Annotated in this window: 14 protein-coding genes; 7 read left to right on the plus strand and 7 right to left on the minus strand. The window is 62.1% G+C overall.

Annotated features, from left to right (window positions below):
- Window positions 1–4: 4 nt before the first annotated feature.
- Window positions 5–637 carry a TetR/AcrR family transcriptional regulator gene (locus KEM63_RS06720; protein ID WP_223655418.1) on the minus strand — a complete coding sequence of 211 codons (633 nt, stop codon included), beginning with the start codon at window positions 635–637 and terminating at the stop codon, window positions 5–7.
- Window positions 638–717: 80 nt separating this feature from the next.
- On the opposite strand from KEM63_RS06720, the gene KEM63_RS06725 reads away from it, so the two are divergent.
- The 6 genes from KEM63_RS06725 to rarD all read left to right on the plus strand — a co-directional run bounded on the left by KEM63_RS06725 (window position 718) and on the right by rarD (window position 6,953).
- Window positions 718–1,824, plus strand: a complete 1,107-nt coding sequence (locus KEM63_RS06725) for a DUF2855 family protein (RefSeq protein ID WP_223655419.1) — start codon at window positions 718–720, stop codon at window positions 1,822–1,824.
- Between the two features lie 195 nt (window positions 1,825–2,019).
- On the plus strand, window positions 2,020–3,141 hold the full coding sequence (locus KEM63_RS06730) for a glutathione S-transferase family protein (RefSeq protein ID WP_223655420.1): 1,122 nt from the start codon (window positions 2,020–2,022) through the stop codon (window positions 3,139–3,141).
- Between the two features lie 233 nt (window positions 3,142–3,374).
- Window positions 3,375–4,037 (plus strand): SDR family oxidoreductase, encoded by a 663-nt coding sequence (locus KEM63_RS06735; protein ID WP_223655421.1) that lies wholly within the window; start codon window positions 3,375–3,377, stop codon window positions 4,035–4,037.
- Between the two features lie 73 nt (window positions 4,038–4,110).
- Complete coding sequence (locus KEM63_RS06740) at window positions 4,111–4,596, plus strand: GNAT family N-acetyltransferase (protein WP_223655422.1); 486 nt, start codon at window positions 4,111–4,113, stop codon at window positions 4,594–4,596.
- Window positions 4,597–4,621: 25 nt separating this feature from the next.
- Entirely contained in the window at window positions 4,622–5,968 is a 1,347-nt protein-coding gene (locus KEM63_RS06745; protein WP_223655423.1) for an MFS transporter, read from the plus strand.
- 82 nt (window positions 5,969–6,050) lie between these two features.
- The gene (rarD, locus tag KEM63_RS06750; RefSeq protein WP_223655424.1) at window positions 6,051–6,953 is read left to right on the plus strand and encodes an EamA family transporter RarD; all 903 of its coding nucleotides are present in this window, start codon (window positions 6,051–6,053) and stop codon (window positions 6,951–6,953) included.
- On the opposite strand, the gene KEM63_RS06755 is transcribed toward rarD, so the two are convergent.
- From KEM63_RS06755 to KEM63_RS06775, 5 genes are all read right to left on the minus strand, one after another.
- A complete protein-coding gene (locus KEM63_RS06755) occupies window positions 6,950–8,116 on the minus strand; it encodes a GGDEF domain-containing protein (protein WP_223655425.1) in 1,167 nt (388 codons plus the stop codon). The genes rarD and KEM63_RS06755 overlap by 4 nt on opposite strands.
- Window positions 8,117–8,339: 223 nt before the next feature.
- Window positions 8,340–8,642: a ribbon-helix-helix domain-containing protein gene (locus KEM63_RS06760; protein ID WP_223655426.1), complete on the minus strand. Its 303-nt coding sequence runs from the start codon at window positions 8,640–8,642 to the stop codon at window positions 8,340–8,342.
- Between the two features lie 45 nt (window positions 8,643–8,687).
- Window positions 8,688–9,269 carry a DJ-1/PfpI family protein gene (locus KEM63_RS06765; RefSeq protein WP_223655427.1) on the minus strand — a complete coding sequence of 194 codons (582 nt, stop codon included), beginning with the start codon at window positions 9,267–9,269 and terminating at the stop codon, window positions 8,688–8,690.
- A 147-nt stretch (window positions 9,270–9,416) separates the two neighbouring features.
- Entirely contained in the window at window positions 9,417–10,817 is a 1,401-nt protein-coding gene (locus tag KEM63_RS06770; RefSeq protein ID WP_223655428.1) for an alpha/beta hydrolase, read from the minus strand.
- 290 nt (window positions 10,818–11,107) lie between these two features.
- Window positions 11,108–12,445, minus strand: coding sequence for a DUF1329 domain-containing protein (locus KEM63_RS06775; RefSeq protein WP_223655429.1), 1,338 nt, complete (start codon window positions 12,443–12,445; stop codon window positions 11,108–11,110).
- A 374-nt stretch (window positions 12,446–12,819) separates the two neighbouring features.
- On the opposite strand from KEM63_RS06775, the gene KEM63_RS06780 reads away from it, so the two are divergent.
- Window positions 12,820–14,169 carry a response regulator gene (locus KEM63_RS06780; protein WP_223655430.1) on the plus strand — a complete coding sequence of 450 codons (1,350 nt, stop codon included), beginning with the start codon at window positions 12,820–12,822 and terminating at the stop codon, window positions 14,167–14,169.
- Between the two features lie 51 nt (window positions 14,170–14,220).
- On the opposite strand, the gene KEM63_RS06785 is transcribed toward KEM63_RS06780, so the two are convergent.
- Window positions 14,221–15,339, minus strand: a complete 1,119-nt coding sequence (locus tag KEM63_RS06785) for an aldo/keto reductase (protein WP_223655431.1) — start codon at window positions 15,337–15,339, stop codon at window positions 14,221–14,223.
- Window positions 15,340–15,476: the final 137 nt, after the last annotated feature.

A 15,476-nucleotide genomic window follows, 5' to 3' on the forward strand; every position in this document is an offset into this window, starting at 1 on the left:
GTCTTCAGCAACGCGGGGCGATGGCAGCTTTGCATATGCGTTCCATCTCGTTCGCCCAGAGGCGTGTTGCCTGCGTGTCCAGTTGCAGCAGCAGGGCATAGCGCCGGCCGCCCCAGACGGCCAGATGCAATGCTTCTACCGTCTGCGGCGATACCGGGCCAGGCAGGTCAGTGCAGGCGGCGAACACCCGATGCCAGAGCGCCTTGAATTCTTCATGGGCACGCAGTTGGTGGCGATGCTCTGCCAGGCTGGGTTCAAGCTCCAGCAGCTTGGGGTGAAACCAGGGCATTCCGGTTCGTTCGACGCCGCATAGCAGCTGCAGCGTCGCGTGCAGGCGCTGCTCCCAGGTGAGCCCCGCCGGCTCGACCGCTGCTTCATCAACCCGCCGGATGGTCATTTCGATGCAATGTCGGATGTAGCCCGAGTGCAGCGCCATCTTGCTGGGGAAATACTCATAGAGCGTGCCTACCGCAATGCCGCACTCGACGGCTATCGCACGGGTTGTGATGCGCTCCCAGCCGTCACGCTGCCAAATCCGAACAAAGGTGTCGAATATCGCCTGCACCGTGGCCTTGGCACGGGCCTGGGATGGCCGCTTGAGCGGCCTGAGCTTGGCTTCCGTGGGCGGCTTGCGCATCTCAGCGATAACCGAACCCGGAAGCCCGGGCGATGCGATACAGTCGGTGCACACCTGGCCTCAGTGACGGAGAAGAACGAATGACTACTGTAACGCAGCTGCAAACCGACAAGTCCGCCCTGCATCACACCCGCATCGTCAGCGCCGAATTGCCGGAGCTCAAGGCTGGCGAAGCACTGTTGAAGATAACCGATCTGGCTGTGACGACAAACAACATCACCTACGCGGCCTTCGGCGACACGCCGCATCTGCGCTACTGGAGCTTCTTTCCGACCCATGCAGAGGGCTGGGGCCACATGCCGGCATGGGGTTTTGCCGAAGTGGTCGAGTCCACGGTGAAAGGGGTCGAGAAGGGCGAGCGTTACTATGGCTACTGGCCCATCGCGACACATCTGATCATGCAGCCGGTGCGGGTCAGCGAGCGCGGTTTCTACGACGGCGCGCCGCATCGCCTGGAACTGACTTCTGCGTACAACCAGTATCAGCGCACCACGACCGACGCTGCCTACCGGCCGGAGAACGAACCCTACCAGGCTCTGCTGCGTCCCTTGTTCATCACCTCGTTCATGCTGGCGGACTTTCTCGAAGACAACGGCTTCTTCGGCGCCAAACAGATCATTTTCTCAAGCGCCTCCAGCAAGACCGCATACGGTACCGCGTTCTGCCTGGAAAACCGCGCTGACGTTCGTCTGCTGGGCTGGACGTCGGCAGGTAACCGCGCTTTCGTCGAGTCCCTTGGCTGCTACGCTCAGACCGTGACCTACGACGAGCTGGAGTCCCTCGACCCGAACGTGCCCACGCTGTACGTGGACTTCGCCGGCAACAACGATCTGCGTGCCCGCGTGCACCATCATTTCGGTGAGCAGCTCGTGCATGACTGCTACGCCGGTTCGGCGCAATCGCAGGATCATCTGGACAAGGCCGACAAGAACCTTCCGGGCCCACAGCCGCAGCCGTATTTCGCGCCGTATCAGATCAAGAAGCGCAACACCGACTGGGGCCCGGGTGAAGTGACCCGTCGCTTCAACGAGGCTCAGCTGGCCTTTATCGCGCGGGTGAGCGACTCTGCCAATCCCTGGATGAAGATTAATCAGCACGAGGGCTTCGAGGCGGCGCAGTCGCTGGTGGCCGACCTCTGCGAAGGGCGAGTCGATCCCCGTGACGGGCATATCGTCACGGTCAGGTAACGGCTGATCCTGCGCTGCGGGCGGCGCCCGCTGGCCGCTCGCAGCGCGCCGAGCGACGGTCCGATGAAGCAAACAGGGGCCCGAGCGTACAGATGGACCGCATGGTCGCGCATTCATGCGGTGCATCGACTTGTTCGAATGCGCTCTGGGTTATACCGTCTGGGCAAACGCGAATACGATCATCCGGAGCACAGCATGTCCACTGCGTCCCCTTACATCCTCTACGGTGTGCCCCATTCCCTGTATACCGGCAAGGCGCGTTGCTATCTGCGTAATCAGGGTATCGAGTATGTCGAACGTCCCACCTCTCACCCTGATTTTGCCAGCCGGATCGTGCCGCTGATTGGCCGGGGCATCATTCCGGTGCTGGAGACGCCTGACGGCGAGGTCATTCAGGACACCATCGATATCATCGATCACTTCGAGCAGCGCGGAGTGCAATATCCGGCTTACCCGGAGGGACCTCTTCAGCGCGCCGTCGCCGTCATCATCGAGTATTACGGTGGCCAGGCGATGCTCAAGCAGTCGATGCATTATCGCTGGTCGTACCGTGAGCAGCAGGAAGCCTTCCTGCACCACGCATTTGCCAGCGGCTCGGGCGCGGATTTCGCCGACAAGGTGATGGGGCGAATGCAGTCGTACCTGCCCCGGCTGGGGGTCACCGAACAGAGCATTGCTCACATTGAACGTTCCTATGAAACCCTGCTCGATCTTCTGGAAGACCATTTCCAGCACTGGCCGTACCTGCTTGGCGGTCGGCCATGCATCGCGGACTACGGACTGATCGCCTCGATGTTCGCCCACCTCGGGCGCGACCCGGTACCGGCGCAGATCATGAAGACCCGGGCGCCACGAGTCTATCGGTGGGTGGAACGCATGACCGCCCCGGGGCTGGACGTGACCGAATACGCTGGTTGCGCGGCCGAGTTGGTCGCTGGTGACCGGATTCCTCCAAGCCTGGAGCCGGTGTTGCGACACATTGCGGCGGATATCTTTCCCGAACTGACTGACAAGCTGGTGTTCATTGATGCCTGGGTCGACCGCGTGCAGCCGGCTGACGGCGACCCGGTCACTGACAAACCGCAGCAACGGCAGCTCGGCCTGGTGAAGACCCACTATCACGACGCACCGGTCGAAGTGGGGGTGGAGCCCTATCTGCTGTATGTGTTGCAGCGCGCGGTCGCGCCCGGCCTGGAGACAGGGCAGGTGCAACAGGTGGTGGCGAAGCTCGGGGACTATGGCCTTGGCAAGGCCGTGCCGCTTGGTGGCGACTACCGCGTAGGACGACAGAACAATATCGAAGTCTGGCAGCGCTGATCGCCGCGTCCGGCCATGCGAACGACCGTTGTCGTAGCGCACCTTGGTCCGATTGACTCCAGGCTGGCGTCGTTGCGGCGAAGACGCCGCTCCCACCGATCCGGATTTCGAAGCCGTCCCGGGCGCGCGACTGCGCCTTCGACGGAAGCGTCCCAATAGCCTCCAATACGCTCGCAGTGGATCGCTGCTACCTTGTCTGGTTAACGCAACCGACTCAACAGGGGAGCCTTCCTATGCAACAGGTAGTCATCACCGGCGCGAACCGCGGGATAGGTCTGGAACTGGCGCGGCTGTATGCCGGGCAGGGCAAGCGCGTGATCGGCGTCTGCCGCGAGTCTTCTGCCGCGCTCGATCAGATCGCGGCGCGTGTCATCAGCAGTGTCGACGTCACCCGCGATGAGGACGTGCGCAAGCTGGTCGAGGCGCTGGACGGTGAAAGCATTGATCTGCTGATCAACAATGCCGGGCTTCTGCGGGACGAGCGTCTCGGCACTATCGATTTCGACTCGATTCGTCAGCAGATGGAGGTTAACGCCTACGCTCCGTTGCGCGTTACAGAAGCATTGCTGCCGCTACTTGGGCAGGGCGCCAAGGTCGCTAACATCACCAGCCGCATGGGCTCGATGGCGGACAACGATTCTGGCGGACGCTATGGTTATCGTGCGTCGAAAGCTGCGCTCAACGCCTTTGGCAAGTCTCTCGCGATGGACCTGAAGGGGCGCGGCATTGCTGTTGCGTTGCTACACCCCGGCTACGTACAGACCCGCATGACCGGCAATACCGGGCAGATGACGCCTGAGGAATCGGCAGCCGGCATTGCGGCACGGATCGATGCGTTGACGCTCGATAACACCGGCTCCTTCTGGCACAGCAATGGCGAGTTGCTGCCCTGGTAAGCGCCCGCAGGCTCGGTGATTCGGCAGGTTTCGGTGTATCGTTGCCGCTCTTACCTTACTTATCGGGCGCACCATGCACCGCACTGTCATACAAGCCGATTACCATGACGAGGCGCACGCGCGTGCGATCGTCGAGCTGCTCGACCTTTACGCAATGGATCCGATGGGCGGCAGCGAAGCGTTGCCCACTCTGGTCAAGGCCATGTTGGTAGAGCGCCTTGCCGCCTTGCCGCATGCCTTCAGTGTCCTCTGTTTCGTCGACGGGGCTCCCGCGGGGCTGGTCAACTGCTTCGAGGGGTTCTCGACATTCGAGGCGCAGCCGCTGGTCAATATTCACGACGTCGTGGTTGCAAGGCGGTACCGCGGGCAGGGGGTGAGCCAGGCAATGCTGTTCGAGGTCGAGCGTATTGCCCGGGAGCGAGGATGCTGCAAGCTGACGCTGGAGGTGCTCGAAGGCAACGACGTGGCACAACGCGCTTATCAGAAGATCGGATTTGCCAACTACCAACTGGACCCGGCCATGGGGCGGGCCATGTTCTGGCAGAAGAAACTCAGTTGACCAAGCAGGCTAGCCGGGAGCGAGCATGAGCCAGAACCAGTTGGCGCCGAAGCGGGAAATCTTCGGCTGGGCGATGTTCGATTTTGCCAATCAAGGTTACACACTGCTGATCATTACGGTGATCTTCGGCGACCTGTTCACCCGGGTGATCGTCGGCGATGCGCCGGACTACCGGCTCGGCAATCTGCTCTGGAGCGTGGCGCTCGCCGCCAGCTACCTGATGGTGGTGGTAGCGAACCCGGTATGCGGCGCGGTCATGGATTACACGCATAGCCGCAAGCGCTTTCTGTTCGGCAGCTATCTGCTTACCGTCATCGCCACAGCGCTGCTGTACTTCGTTGAGCCGGGATGGCACACGGTTGCCGTATTGCTGATCATTCTGTCCAACTTCGCCTACTCGATCGGGGAGGGCTTTATTGCGAGCTTTCTGCCTGACCTCGGGCCGCGCAAGGCGCTGGGCTGGATCTCCGGCCTTGGCTGGGGTCTGGGCTATATCGGTGGGCTGGTGGCGGCCGTGTTCGCTCTGCTGTTCCTCGGCGAGGTCTCGGCAGAAAACTACGATACGATCCGTTGGGTCGGGCCCTTCGCCGGTTTCTTCTTCCTGATCGCTGCGGTCCCGACCTTCCTCTGGCTGAAAGAACGGCATGACTCGCTGCCTGCTGCGTCGAACACTGGACTGATGCGCATCGGCCTGTCTCGCGTCGCGACGACCTGGCGTGAAATCCATTACTTCCGTGATCTCCGCGCCTTGCTGATATCGGTATTCTTCACCATGTCCGGTGTGTACATCATCATCGCTTTCTCGTTCATTTACGGCGCCCAGGTGATTGGCTGGGAAGAGGATGTTCGGGTGCTGATGTTCATCATCGTGCAGATCACCGCAGCACTCGGCGCTGTAGGCTTCGGCTGGCTGCAGAGCCGGCTCGGGGCGAAGACGACCTACCTGATGACGCTCGTTCTTTGGCTCGCAGCGATCCTTGCCATATGGCAGACCCCGGCGCTGACTCTGGGGATGCAGCGCGCTTTCGGTGTCGATTGGGAAGCGCAGTACGTGTTTCTGATCGCCGGTGTGCTGGCCGGTGCCAGTCTCGGCTCCTCGCAATCGGCTACCCGTGCTCTGGTTGGTGTCCTGACCCCGCGAGGCAAGGAGGGCGAGTTCTTCGGCCTGTGGGGCATGGCCTCCAAGCTGGCCGCGGTGTTCGGCATGCTGGGTCTGGGCGCGATCCAGTGGGGGCTGGGTCTGGCCGATGCGATCGTGTTCTGCCTGGTGCTATTCGTGCTGGCGATCGTTACGGTGCTGCCGGTGAATGAGCAGCGTGGTGCCGATGCGGCCGAGCAGTGGCACGATCCGGCGTCCGGTCAGCCGCTCTGAAACGCGACTGTTCGCGGCTCGCTGTACCGTTCGCCTCCCCTGACAGTTGAGTACACTGGCGGACCCGTCTTCAGGTGCCCCTATGAGCCGTCCCATTCCGGAAGCCACAAAAGGTGTGTTGTTCGGCCTGAGTGCCTACACGCTCTGGGGCTCGTTTCCGCTGTTCTTCGCGCTGTTCCAGGGTGTCCCGGCATTCGAGGTGCTGACCCACCGGATCATCTGGTCCTGCGTGTTTCTGGCTCTGGTGATCAGTCTTCTGCGCCGCTGGACGCCTGTGTTGACCGCGCTCGGGCAGCCTCGACGGCTGGGCACGGTACTCGGCTGTGCTGTGCTGATTGCGCTGAACTGGGGCATCTATATCTACGCCGTGGAGACGCGGCACGTGCTCCAGGCGAGTCTCGGTTATTTCCTCACACCGCTGATCAACGTGGCGCTGGGCATGCTGGTGCTGCGCGAACGCATGGCGCCGGCACAGGCTGTCGCCGTGCTCCTGGCCGGCCTTGGCATCGTGGTGCAGATCGTCCTGCTCGGCAGCCTGCCGTGGATCAGCCTGGCGCTGGCGGTGAGCTTTGGTCTCTACGGACTGCTGCGCAAGCAGGTGGAGCTCGATGGTCTGTCCGGCCTTTTTGTCGAAACGCTGCTTCTGCTGCCGTTGGGGCTGCTGGTGCTGGGAGCAATGCTTGCCATCGATGCGTCGCACTTCACCGTGGAGCCGCGCTTGACCTTTCTTCTGATGGCGAGCGGGGTTGTGACAGCGATACCGCTGCTGGCGTTTGCCGGTGCCGCACGCAGGCTGCGCCTGGCCACGGTCGGCTTTCTGATGTACATCAATCCGACGCTTCAGTTCTTCATTGCACTATGGGTATTCAATGAACCACTGGATCAGGTTCAACTGATCAGCTTCGTGATGATCTGGGCCGCGCTGGTGCTCTATTCGTGGTCGACATACAGGGTCGCGGCGAAGGACCGGCGAGCGCGGGCCTAGGCAATTTCGAGCGCCTCGAACCCGGCCAGGCAAACGCGATTGCGGCCTGCTGCCTTGGCCCGGTACATGGCTTCGTCTGCCCGCGCTATCAGGCCGGAGGGCGAGTCGTTTTCCGCCGGCACGCCGCACCAGACGCCGGCACTGATGCTGCACGGCACACGCAGCCCATCGACCGGCGTGGGCGATTCGAGCAAGGTAGTGCGCAAGCGGTTGGCCGCGAGCATGGCGGCCTCGGTATCTATCTCCGGGAGAATCAACAGAAATTCCTCGCCGCCGAAGCGTCCGATCGCATCGGACTGGCGCAGCTGCTGCTCAAGCAGTTCGACGCTATGGCGCAGTACCGCGTCGCCGATCTGGTGCCCGTGCTGGTCATTGATCAGTTTGAAATCGTCAAGGTCGATCAGGACCAGCGCCAGACTCGCGCCGCTGCGACGGCTGCGCTCTATCTCTCGATCGAGCTGCTCCAGCACCGCCCGGCGATTCCAGATTCCGGTGAGCGGGTCTCGCAGGGCGAACTCCACCAGGCGCGCCTCGATGCGCTCTTTCGACAGCAGGATCAGACCGAGCGATAACATGATGACCGTCACTGTCCCAATGCTGACCGAGATGGTCTGTTTGATATTGCTCACGTCGTACCGCATGTCTTCAGCAGTGCCAAACAGAAGCGTCAGCACGCGGATGCCGATCCCCACGAGACTGACGGCGGCACCGGTGATCAGCAACAGGTGCGCACGCCCATCCGCCAGAGCTCGATGGAGGGCGAACCGGATGATCAGTGCGCACTGCAACATGAGCACGCCCGAAGCAACCAGCATTCGTGGCTCGCGGGTGTCGATCAAGACTGCCAGACCGACTGCCATGATCGCCGTCGGACAGAACAGCCAGGCCCAGGGAACGCGGACATCGCTGATCCGGAAGATGCTTGCGCTGTAACTGGCCAGCGCAGCGGAGAGTAGCGTGTTGCCGACGGCGTAGCTGAGCCAGAGGGGTGTATGGCCGTAGGAGGTAAAGCACATGTAGCCGAGCGCGTGCGACAGAAGTCCCGCAGCGGCCACCAGCATGCCATCACGCTGAGTGGACCGCCCGACGACAAACAGACAGAACGCCATGATCGCAGCGACCCATGCAACGGAGGCGAAGATGCTGGGGGTATGCGCGATCATTGATTGATCGCCACGAAGCGGCGGAGGAAAAGCCTTCCGCGAGGCCATCCGGGGATGGGTGCGAGCGCTGACAGATTCACCGTAATTCCTTTACGTCTCGTTGCCGGTCATTGACTGACCGACACCGATGCGGATGACCGCTGGCTAAATCCTGTTTCGATGGCGATGTTGTACTGCGGCCGTATCATCGCGTCAAGCGCGGGGTTGCACTGCTTTCGTGTCGTTAGCGGGCCTGGCGCACCACCGCCAGAGGCACGGTGCGGGCGTCGCGTTGGGCCAGAAAGCGCGTGCAACTGACCCGGAGGAACGACGCAAAATTCACCACTTCACCGCGATACTCCATGAGCTCATCGTACAGTTTCGTGATCAGCTGATTGGTAGTCATGCCGTCTACCTCGGCAATGTCGCGCAAAATATCCCAGAACTGGTTTTCCAGGCGCAATGTGGTGACCACGCCGCGTATGCGCAGGGACCGAGAGCGCGATTCATAGAGAATCGGGTCCGCTTTTACATAGAGCTCGCACATGTCATCTCTCCGTTGAAAGCCGCCCGTGTTCGGGCGGCAGTGACGTCACAGTGTGATCTTCGCGCCCAGCAGTTTGATGAACGCTGCCAGCCAGGCGGGGTGCGAAGGCCATGCTGGGGCTGTAGCCAGATTACCCTCTACATGCGCCTGGTCGGCCGGAATATCGATGAAGCTGCCGCCGGCCATGCGTACATCCGGACCGCAGGCAGGGTAGGCGCTGCATTCACGGCCTTCCAGAATACCGGCTGCGGCGAGCAACTGCGCGCCGTGACAGACCGCTGCGATCGGCTTTCCGGCCCGGTCGAAACTGCGCACGATGTCCAGCACCTGGTCGTTCAGCCGCAGGTACTCGGGCGCCCGCCCGCCCGGCACCACCAGGCCGACGTACGCGTCTACGTCGACCTTGTCGAAATCGTAGTTGAGTACGAAATTGTGGCCCGGCTTTTCGGTGTAGGTCTGGTCACCTTCGAAATCGTGGATCGCCGTCCGCACGCTGTCGCCTGCACGCTTGTTCGGACATACGGCGTGTACGGTATAGCCGAGCATGCTCAGCGCCTGAAACGGCACCATGGTCTCATAGTCTTCGGTAAAGTCGCCGGCCAGCAGCAGAATCTTCTTGTCGGTCATCGCGCATTGCTCCTTCAATTCAGGGAGAGCAAAGCTTGCCGCGAAATGCGTTGTAGCGGGTAACAGCGGGGTACTACACGGTGAGTGTGCCGATTGGCGCGTCGGAGGACCAGGACGACATGCGCCGCCCTGGTCTGCCGAGTGTCGTCAGAGCCCTGCCGAGCACGCCGGCAGGTTGCTCCGCTCAGGGGTGGTGAAGGCGCAGCCGTAGTTCGGATCGGCTACCACCTCGGCGTCGAGGACTTCATCACCGGCTGGCTTGATACCGTTCTGCTCCCAATTGAGCATGTCGGCGAAGGCCTGGACCTGCTCCTGCGCGCTGAAGTCGCAGTGCGACGGCGCGCGGATCGCACGTTGTACCAGCAGATCATCACTGCCATTCGCTTCGGCGCGCTCGCGGTGGATCTGCATGTGCTTGAATGGCACATACAGGTCGCCGAGGGTGTGGATGCTCACGACCGGTACGTCGAACTCGCCGTTGACCACTGGAATCCAGCGCAGGCCGTCATCACGCATGCCGTTGGCCGGCGGATGTCCGATGACGCGAAGAATGCTCTTGTTGAACTCGCGTTCCTCCCGATTTTGCCCTTCCTGTCCGTCGACGTTGTAGCGAACGCCCTGATTGCCAGTGAGCGGCTTGGCCAGGATGCCGTTGATGCGGCCGTCGCCGCCGCCGGTAGACATCACGGTGAACTGCAACAATGACCGGAAACCCTGCGCAAAAATCGGTCGCTCGCCACCGCTCAGGTCACGTACGATATTTTCCAGTTTCAGGCCCTGCTCGTTGGGGACGAACGGGAACACGGTCCACAGGTTGGCCTGGATCTGCGGTAACTTCGTTTGAAAGTCGGTCGCGGGATAACTGGTCGGCCCAAGCCCTGCCAGATGTTGAGCGGCGAAGGTGAAGTTCGCCAGGTATTCGAACTCGTAGGTATCACCGGTGACGCCACACATGGGCACCGAGCCGGCGTATTGCACCGGGTTGTTCGCGGTGGCAAGGGTCTCGGCCTCAACGGCTGCGGCGGCTACGTGCCCTCCCATGGAGTGGCCGGTTATGTAGATCTTTCCAGGCTCCTCCTGGCCGGTAATCGAGCTGAAGGCCAGGGCCAGGGCGTTGGTGTCTTCCACGCCGGCGCGCACATCATAGTAGTTCCGGCTGTAGCTCGAGGCCGCCCAGGCGTAGCCATTGTCCAGCAGCCATGGCCTCAGCGCCGCTGGCGGGCCAACGGTCAGCGCGCTTCCGGTCCCGCGATAGCCGTGGGCATACATGACCAGCATGCCGTTCCAGTTCTGCGGCACCTCGATCTGATAGGAGGCGTTCTGGTGCACACCCGTGAACCGCTGTGTATCAGGAAATGCTGCCAGGGCTGGCAGAGGCGCTACAACAGGAGTGAAACTCCGCGAGTCCTGCTCACGCACGTCGCCCCATTGGGACGGGGTAGGGGTCACTGGCTTGCCTTTGGCGTAGGCGGCAGTGGTGCCCGCCGCACCGAACAGCAAAATACTGGCGCAGAGCAGCGCCGAGGTGGCTTTCTTGTTGTTGTTCATGAACTCTCCAGACTTCTTGTTTTTGTATCGGGTCGGAACTAACTTCGGATCCGGTAGCGCGAGCGCGCTGATAGTCACGGCTCGGCCTTGCTGGTATATGCCTGCCTTGTAGTGGCGTCAACGAAGCGGCGTTGCCGTTCGTCGGAACACTTGATCGACGGAATTATGACGGAGTGCGACCGCTCTGCGCTGCGGGTTCTAGAGGAGAGGGGCAGTGCCGATACACGCTCCCCCATTCGGGGGAGGAGCGAAAGAAGTGCCAGCCGGGGGGTAAGTGGCTGGCGGCTGGATCAGTTGCCTTCGCGGCGCAATGCCTGCGGAGAAAAGTCGCGGGGCGACATCTGCGCATTGAAGTTGTACATCGGCTCGTTGTTATCCAGGCCGTCGACGAAGTAATCGCCGGTCTTCAGGTGGTAGAGCGTTTCCAGCGTGCTGTTGAACATCGGCAGCTCGTAATAGCTGATCGGGTGGCTTTCCTGGACGCCGATCAGTTCACCGTTCTTGTCTCTCAGGTCCACCGCGACGATCTGCCAGCTGTCCTCGTCGATATAGAAGCGGCGCGCGTGATACGGGTGACCGTAACCGGTACGCAACGTGGCATCGACCACCCATACGCGGTGCAGCTCATAGCGCAGCAGCTCCGGGTTCAGGTGAGTCGGCGAGACGATGGTCTCGTACGGGATTCCCTTCTGGTGCACCGCGTAGCTGTTGTACGGCACGATCATTTCGCGCTTGCCGACCAGCGACCACTCGTAGCGATCCGGGGCCCCGTTATACGAGTCCACCACGTCCGCGGTTGCCAGGCCGCTGGTGTCCGGCTGCACCGAATCATAGGCCAGCGTCGGCAGGCGGCGAACGCGGCGGTTGTCGGGGCTGTAACGCCAGGCCTTGCGCGTGGTCAGGACCTGATCCAGCGGATCCTGGACCACCAGCGCGGTGCCGGCGAGCTTGGCCGGGGCCGTGACGACATACTTGTAATACAGCAGCGTGTTGTCGAGGTTGTCCAGCGTGGTGCCTTCACGGTTGTAGACATAGTAAAGGTGCCGGTCGCGGCGAATCAGGCTGGTCTTGCCGTTGACCACCACTGCCTGGTTATTGATGAAATGGTTCTGGTCACCCTTGTAGTGCAGGATGTGATTCCAGATGACTTCCATACCGTCCTGCGGGATGGGGAAGGGGATCCCGGCTGCCGCCCCGCGGATGCCATTGCCGTTGGCAATCAGTTCGGCATTGACGGCGTTCTCCCGGGTAGCGTCATAGATGCGCTGCGGAGCAGCCGCACTGCGGCGCGTGGGGAACACTTGCAGGAAATAATCCGGATGTCGCACCAGCAGATCACCCAGACCCTCCGGCAACTGTGCGCCATGCTCCTCCAGGTTACTGGCATCGATGCGATAGAGCGCAGCATCGGACGCATACGGATCAGGGTGATGCATCCCTTCGCGATAGGACGCCGGCGGTTGGACGCCGCCTGTCCAGGCAGGAATGGTCCCGGCCTGGTTACCCGCCGCTTCCGCTCCGAGGGGCGTCAGATCGCGACCCAGCCGGTCGGCCTGAGTGGCATCGACCTTGGCCTGAGCCTGACCAACGAACGCAGCCAGCAGTGCAATTGCAAACTTCCTGTACATGTTTCACTCCATGCAGCGCAGGCGCGGGGTAGCCGCAGCCCGTGGCTGATTCGGTTAGGTAGGGGAGAGATCGGCGGGATGCCTGGTTATTTTTTGGCGATTGTAACCACGAATCAGGAGCGCAAGCGTAGCGGCTACAAAAAGACACGAAACTTTCGGTCGTACCTGTGAAGCAGCGCCGAAATATCGCTGCTGGCGCGTGATGGCGCGGCTTTCGGGCGACTGTTTGTCGACAGTAGAGCCTGCTCTGCGCCAACCCCGTCACATTTCCGGCACATCAGATGTGCCCGCCAGGGGTAATGTTCCTATGCTTCGCGACATGGAAACGTCTGCCGCGCAACGTGGCGGGTCTTGGCAAGAACAGGGTTACGGACATGAGTTCTAAACGGGTTCTGATCGTCGACGATTCGCGCTCCGCTCGTCACGTCTTGAAACGCCAGTTGGTTCAGTACGGCATCACCGTGGATGAGGTGGAATCTGCCGAAGACGGATTGCAGTATCTGCTGTACAACAAGCCGCACGCCATTTTCATGGATCACATGATGCCAGGCATGGATGGCCTGCAGGCAGTGCGCATCATCAAGGGCAATCCCGCCACCGGGCTGATTCCCATCATGATGTACACCTCCAAGGACGGCGGGGAGGTCTACGTCGGTCAGGCCCGTGCATTGGGTGCGGTCGGCGTACTACCCAAGGAAATCAAGTCGGTCGATCTCGAGGCGGTTCTGCACTCGCTTCATCTTCTGGACGATAGTCCCTTCGAGCACCCGCCGGTCGACGACCATCTGGATGAGATCATCTCTACCCCCCCACCGAAGAATTCCGGCAAGCCTGTAGCCGCCGGCCTGGAAGCAGCGCCGGGCCCGGCGCAGTTGTCCGAGCGCGAGCTCGAATCGCTCGCGCGGGACGCTGCCGACGATGCCATGGTTCGCTTGTTGCGCCCTCATCTCGATGCCCATGCGCGTCGCCTGCAGGCAAGCTTCAAGGCCGAGCTGAGGAGCCTGGTCGAGAACATGCCCGCGCCGGCAGTTGAGACTCCCAGGTCGCGGTGGCCAGCGGCGGCGGCGGGGCTGGTGCTCGGGGTGCTGCTGGTCGGCGGCGCTTCGAAGATGTTCAACGATGCTGCTGCGCCCGAGTCCGCACTCGCTCCGGTCAGCCTTGGTTCGTCGGTTGCTGCAGCACCGCCTGCCGGGCTTTCGCTGGCGTCGATGCAGCTGAATGCAGCAGCCGAGCCCCAGCGCGACGAGTCGTTGCTCCGGGCGCTGGAATGGGCCATCAACCGCGACGGCCGATTTGCACAGGGCGCCACACCGTTCGATGATTCACGGCTGCGCTTCATCGAGGAGCTGGCGGCGCGGCTTCAGGCCGGCGGGTTCGAGGGCGTCATGCATCTAACGGCCCATGCCGGCAGTTTCTGCATGGTGCCGGACGATGACGGAACCATGCGTATGGCGGCAGACGATGTGCCGGTCACCGAGTGCCAGGATTTCGGGCTTGAGGCCGAGCGGCTGCAACGTACCGGTGAACTGGAGTCGGTGGCCTTCGCCTCTCTGGCCAATCGAAAGCCGCTGTTTGACGGCACCAGGCTGCGCATGGTGGTGGAAGCCGCAGCGGAGCCCGAACCCCGGATGGCCTATCCGCCTATCGACGAGCAAACGCTCGCCGGCGACTGGAATGCCATTGCCGCGCAGAACCAGCGCATCGAGGTCAGGCTGGTCCGCTGATTACCCGCGGCTCGTTTGAGCCGCCATGAGCCTGCCGGGCGTGGCGCTCCGTCAGCCTGGTACGGGCGCGTTTTCTTCCATCAAGCCTTTCTCCTTGGCTGATTTCCAGAAGTCGGCCGGCACGCTCGCTGACATGGACGCCACATTCTCTCGGACCTGCTCGGGCGTACTGGCGCCGTGCAGCACCGAACTGACCACCGACGGCGCGTTGCAGAACTGCAGGGCGGCGGTGCGCAGGTCCACCTCATGGTCCCTGGCCAGCTGACGGTAGCGATCGCGCTTCTGGCGCATCTCGTCAGGTACGTCGCGGCTGTAGTTGTAGTAGTCACTGCCTGCCAGATAACCCGAATTCAACGGCGCACCGAGCACAAATGTCACGTCGCGCTGCTCTGCCAGCGGAAAGAGATTGTTCAGCGCGTCAGCGTGCTTGAGCAGTGAGTATTGAGTGGCGAGCAGGATGACGTCCGGGTCCGATTCCTCGATCGCACGGCGGGCCGGAGGCAGCTCATTGACGCCCATTCCCCAGCCCTTGATCAAGCCCTCATCGCGCATCTTGCTCAGCTCGGGCATGGCGCCTTCGACCGCCACCTTGAAATGGTCGGTCCACTCATCACCCATGTCTTCGTTGTCCGGTGACAGGTCGTGGATGAATACCATGTCCAGGCTGGGCACGCCCATGCGCTGGAGGCTGTCTTCGATGGACCGGCGCGTAGCCTCTGCGCTGTAGTCGTACTTGTAGTTGAAGCGGTTGGTGCCCTGCCAGTTCTTGTGCGAGTAACCCGGATCTGGGTAGAGCAGGCGGCCGGTCTTTGACGAAAGCAGATAGCTATCCGGCTCGCGCGGGGAGAGGAGCATGGCATGACGCCGTTCGCTCAGCCCCAGGCCGTACCACGGTGAGGTGTCGTAGTAGCGGATGCCTTCATCCCAGGCAGTCTGCAACAACTCGAGCGCGCGCTCTTCCGACATCTCCCGGCGCATATCGCCCAGGCCCACGGCACCGCCCAGCCCGACCCGGTGTGGTGGACTATAGCGAGGCGCGTCTCCCGAGTTCATCGGCAATGCGCCGGGGGATTGAGTGGATGCCGAAGCCTGGGCGCGAGCCAGCGCCGGCGCGAGTGCCAGGCCGGCGCCGGCGATGGCTACATTGGAAAGGAAGGTGCGGCGTTGCATGGTGCCTCCGGGAATGGACGGGTAGCGGGTGCTTCACAGGGTGTAGACGGGCAAGGCCGTATGCGGTTCCGCGGAACGAAGAGGCGGCGGCGTGCGAACGAAGCGCCGGAGCAGATCGGGTAAAAGTCGGCTACCCT

The sequence above is a fragment of the Halopseudomonas nanhaiensis genome, from assembly GCF_020025155.1.
GTDB classification, from domain to species: domain Bacteria; phylum Pseudomonadota; class Gammaproteobacteria; order Pseudomonadales; family Pseudomonadaceae; genus Halopseudomonas; species Halopseudomonas nanhaiensis.

Excerpts from the sequence above, each read along its gene's own strand:
- KEM63_RS06720 (WP_223655418.1), bottom strand. The coding sequence starts at position 637 with ATGCGCAAGCCGCCCACGGAAGCCAAGCTCAGGCCGCTCAAGCGGCCA.
- KEM63_RS06725 (WP_223655419.1), top strand. The coding sequence starts at position 718 with ATGACTACTGTAACGCAGCTGCAAACCGACAAGTCCGCCCTGCATCAC.
- KEM63_RS06730 (WP_223655420.1), top strand. The coding sequence starts at position 2,020 with ATGTCCACTGCGTCCCCTTACATCCTCTACGGTGTGCCCCATTCCCTG.
- KEM63_RS06735 (WP_223655421.1), top strand. The coding sequence starts at position 3,375 with ATGCAACAGGTAGTCATCACCGGCGCGAACCGCGGGATAGGTCTGGAA.
- KEM63_RS06740 (WP_223655422.1), top strand. The coding sequence starts at position 4,111 with ATGCACCGCACTGTCATACAAGCCGATTACCATGACGAGGCGCACGCG.
- KEM63_RS06745 (WP_223655423.1), top strand. The coding sequence starts at position 4,622 with ATGAGCCAGAACCAGTTGGCGCCGAAGCGGGAAATCTTCGGCTGGGCG.
- rarD (WP_223655424.1), top strand. The coding sequence starts at position 6,051 with ATGAGCCGTCCCATTCCGGAAGCCACAAAAGGTGTGTTGTTCGGCCTG.
- KEM63_RS06755 (WP_223655425.1), bottom strand. The coding sequence starts at position 8,116 with ATGATCGCGCATACCCCCAGCATCTTCGCCTCCGTTGCATGGGTCGCT.
- KEM63_RS06760 (WP_223655426.1), bottom strand. The coding sequence starts at position 8,642 with ATGTGCGAGCTCTATGTAAAAGCGGACCCGATTCTCTATGAATCGCGC.
- KEM63_RS06765 (WP_223655427.1), bottom strand. The coding sequence starts at position 9,269 with ATGACCGACAAGAAGATTCTGCTGCTGGCCGGCGACTTTACCGAAGAC.
- KEM63_RS06770 (WP_223655428.1), bottom strand. The coding sequence starts at position 10,817 with ATGAACAACAACAAGAAAGCCACCTCGGCGCTGCTCTGCGCCAGTATT.
- KEM63_RS06775 (WP_223655429.1), bottom strand. The coding sequence starts at position 12,445 with ATGTACAGGAAGTTTGCAATTGCACTGCTGGCTGCGTTCGTTGGTCAG.
- KEM63_RS06780 (WP_223655430.1), top strand. The coding sequence starts at position 12,820 with ATGAGTTCTAAACGGGTTCTGATCGTCGACGATTCGCGCTCCGCTCGT.
- KEM63_RS06785 (WP_223655431.1), bottom strand. The coding sequence starts at position 15,339 with ATGCAACGCCGCACCTTCCTTTCCAATGTAGCCATCGCCGGCGCCGGC.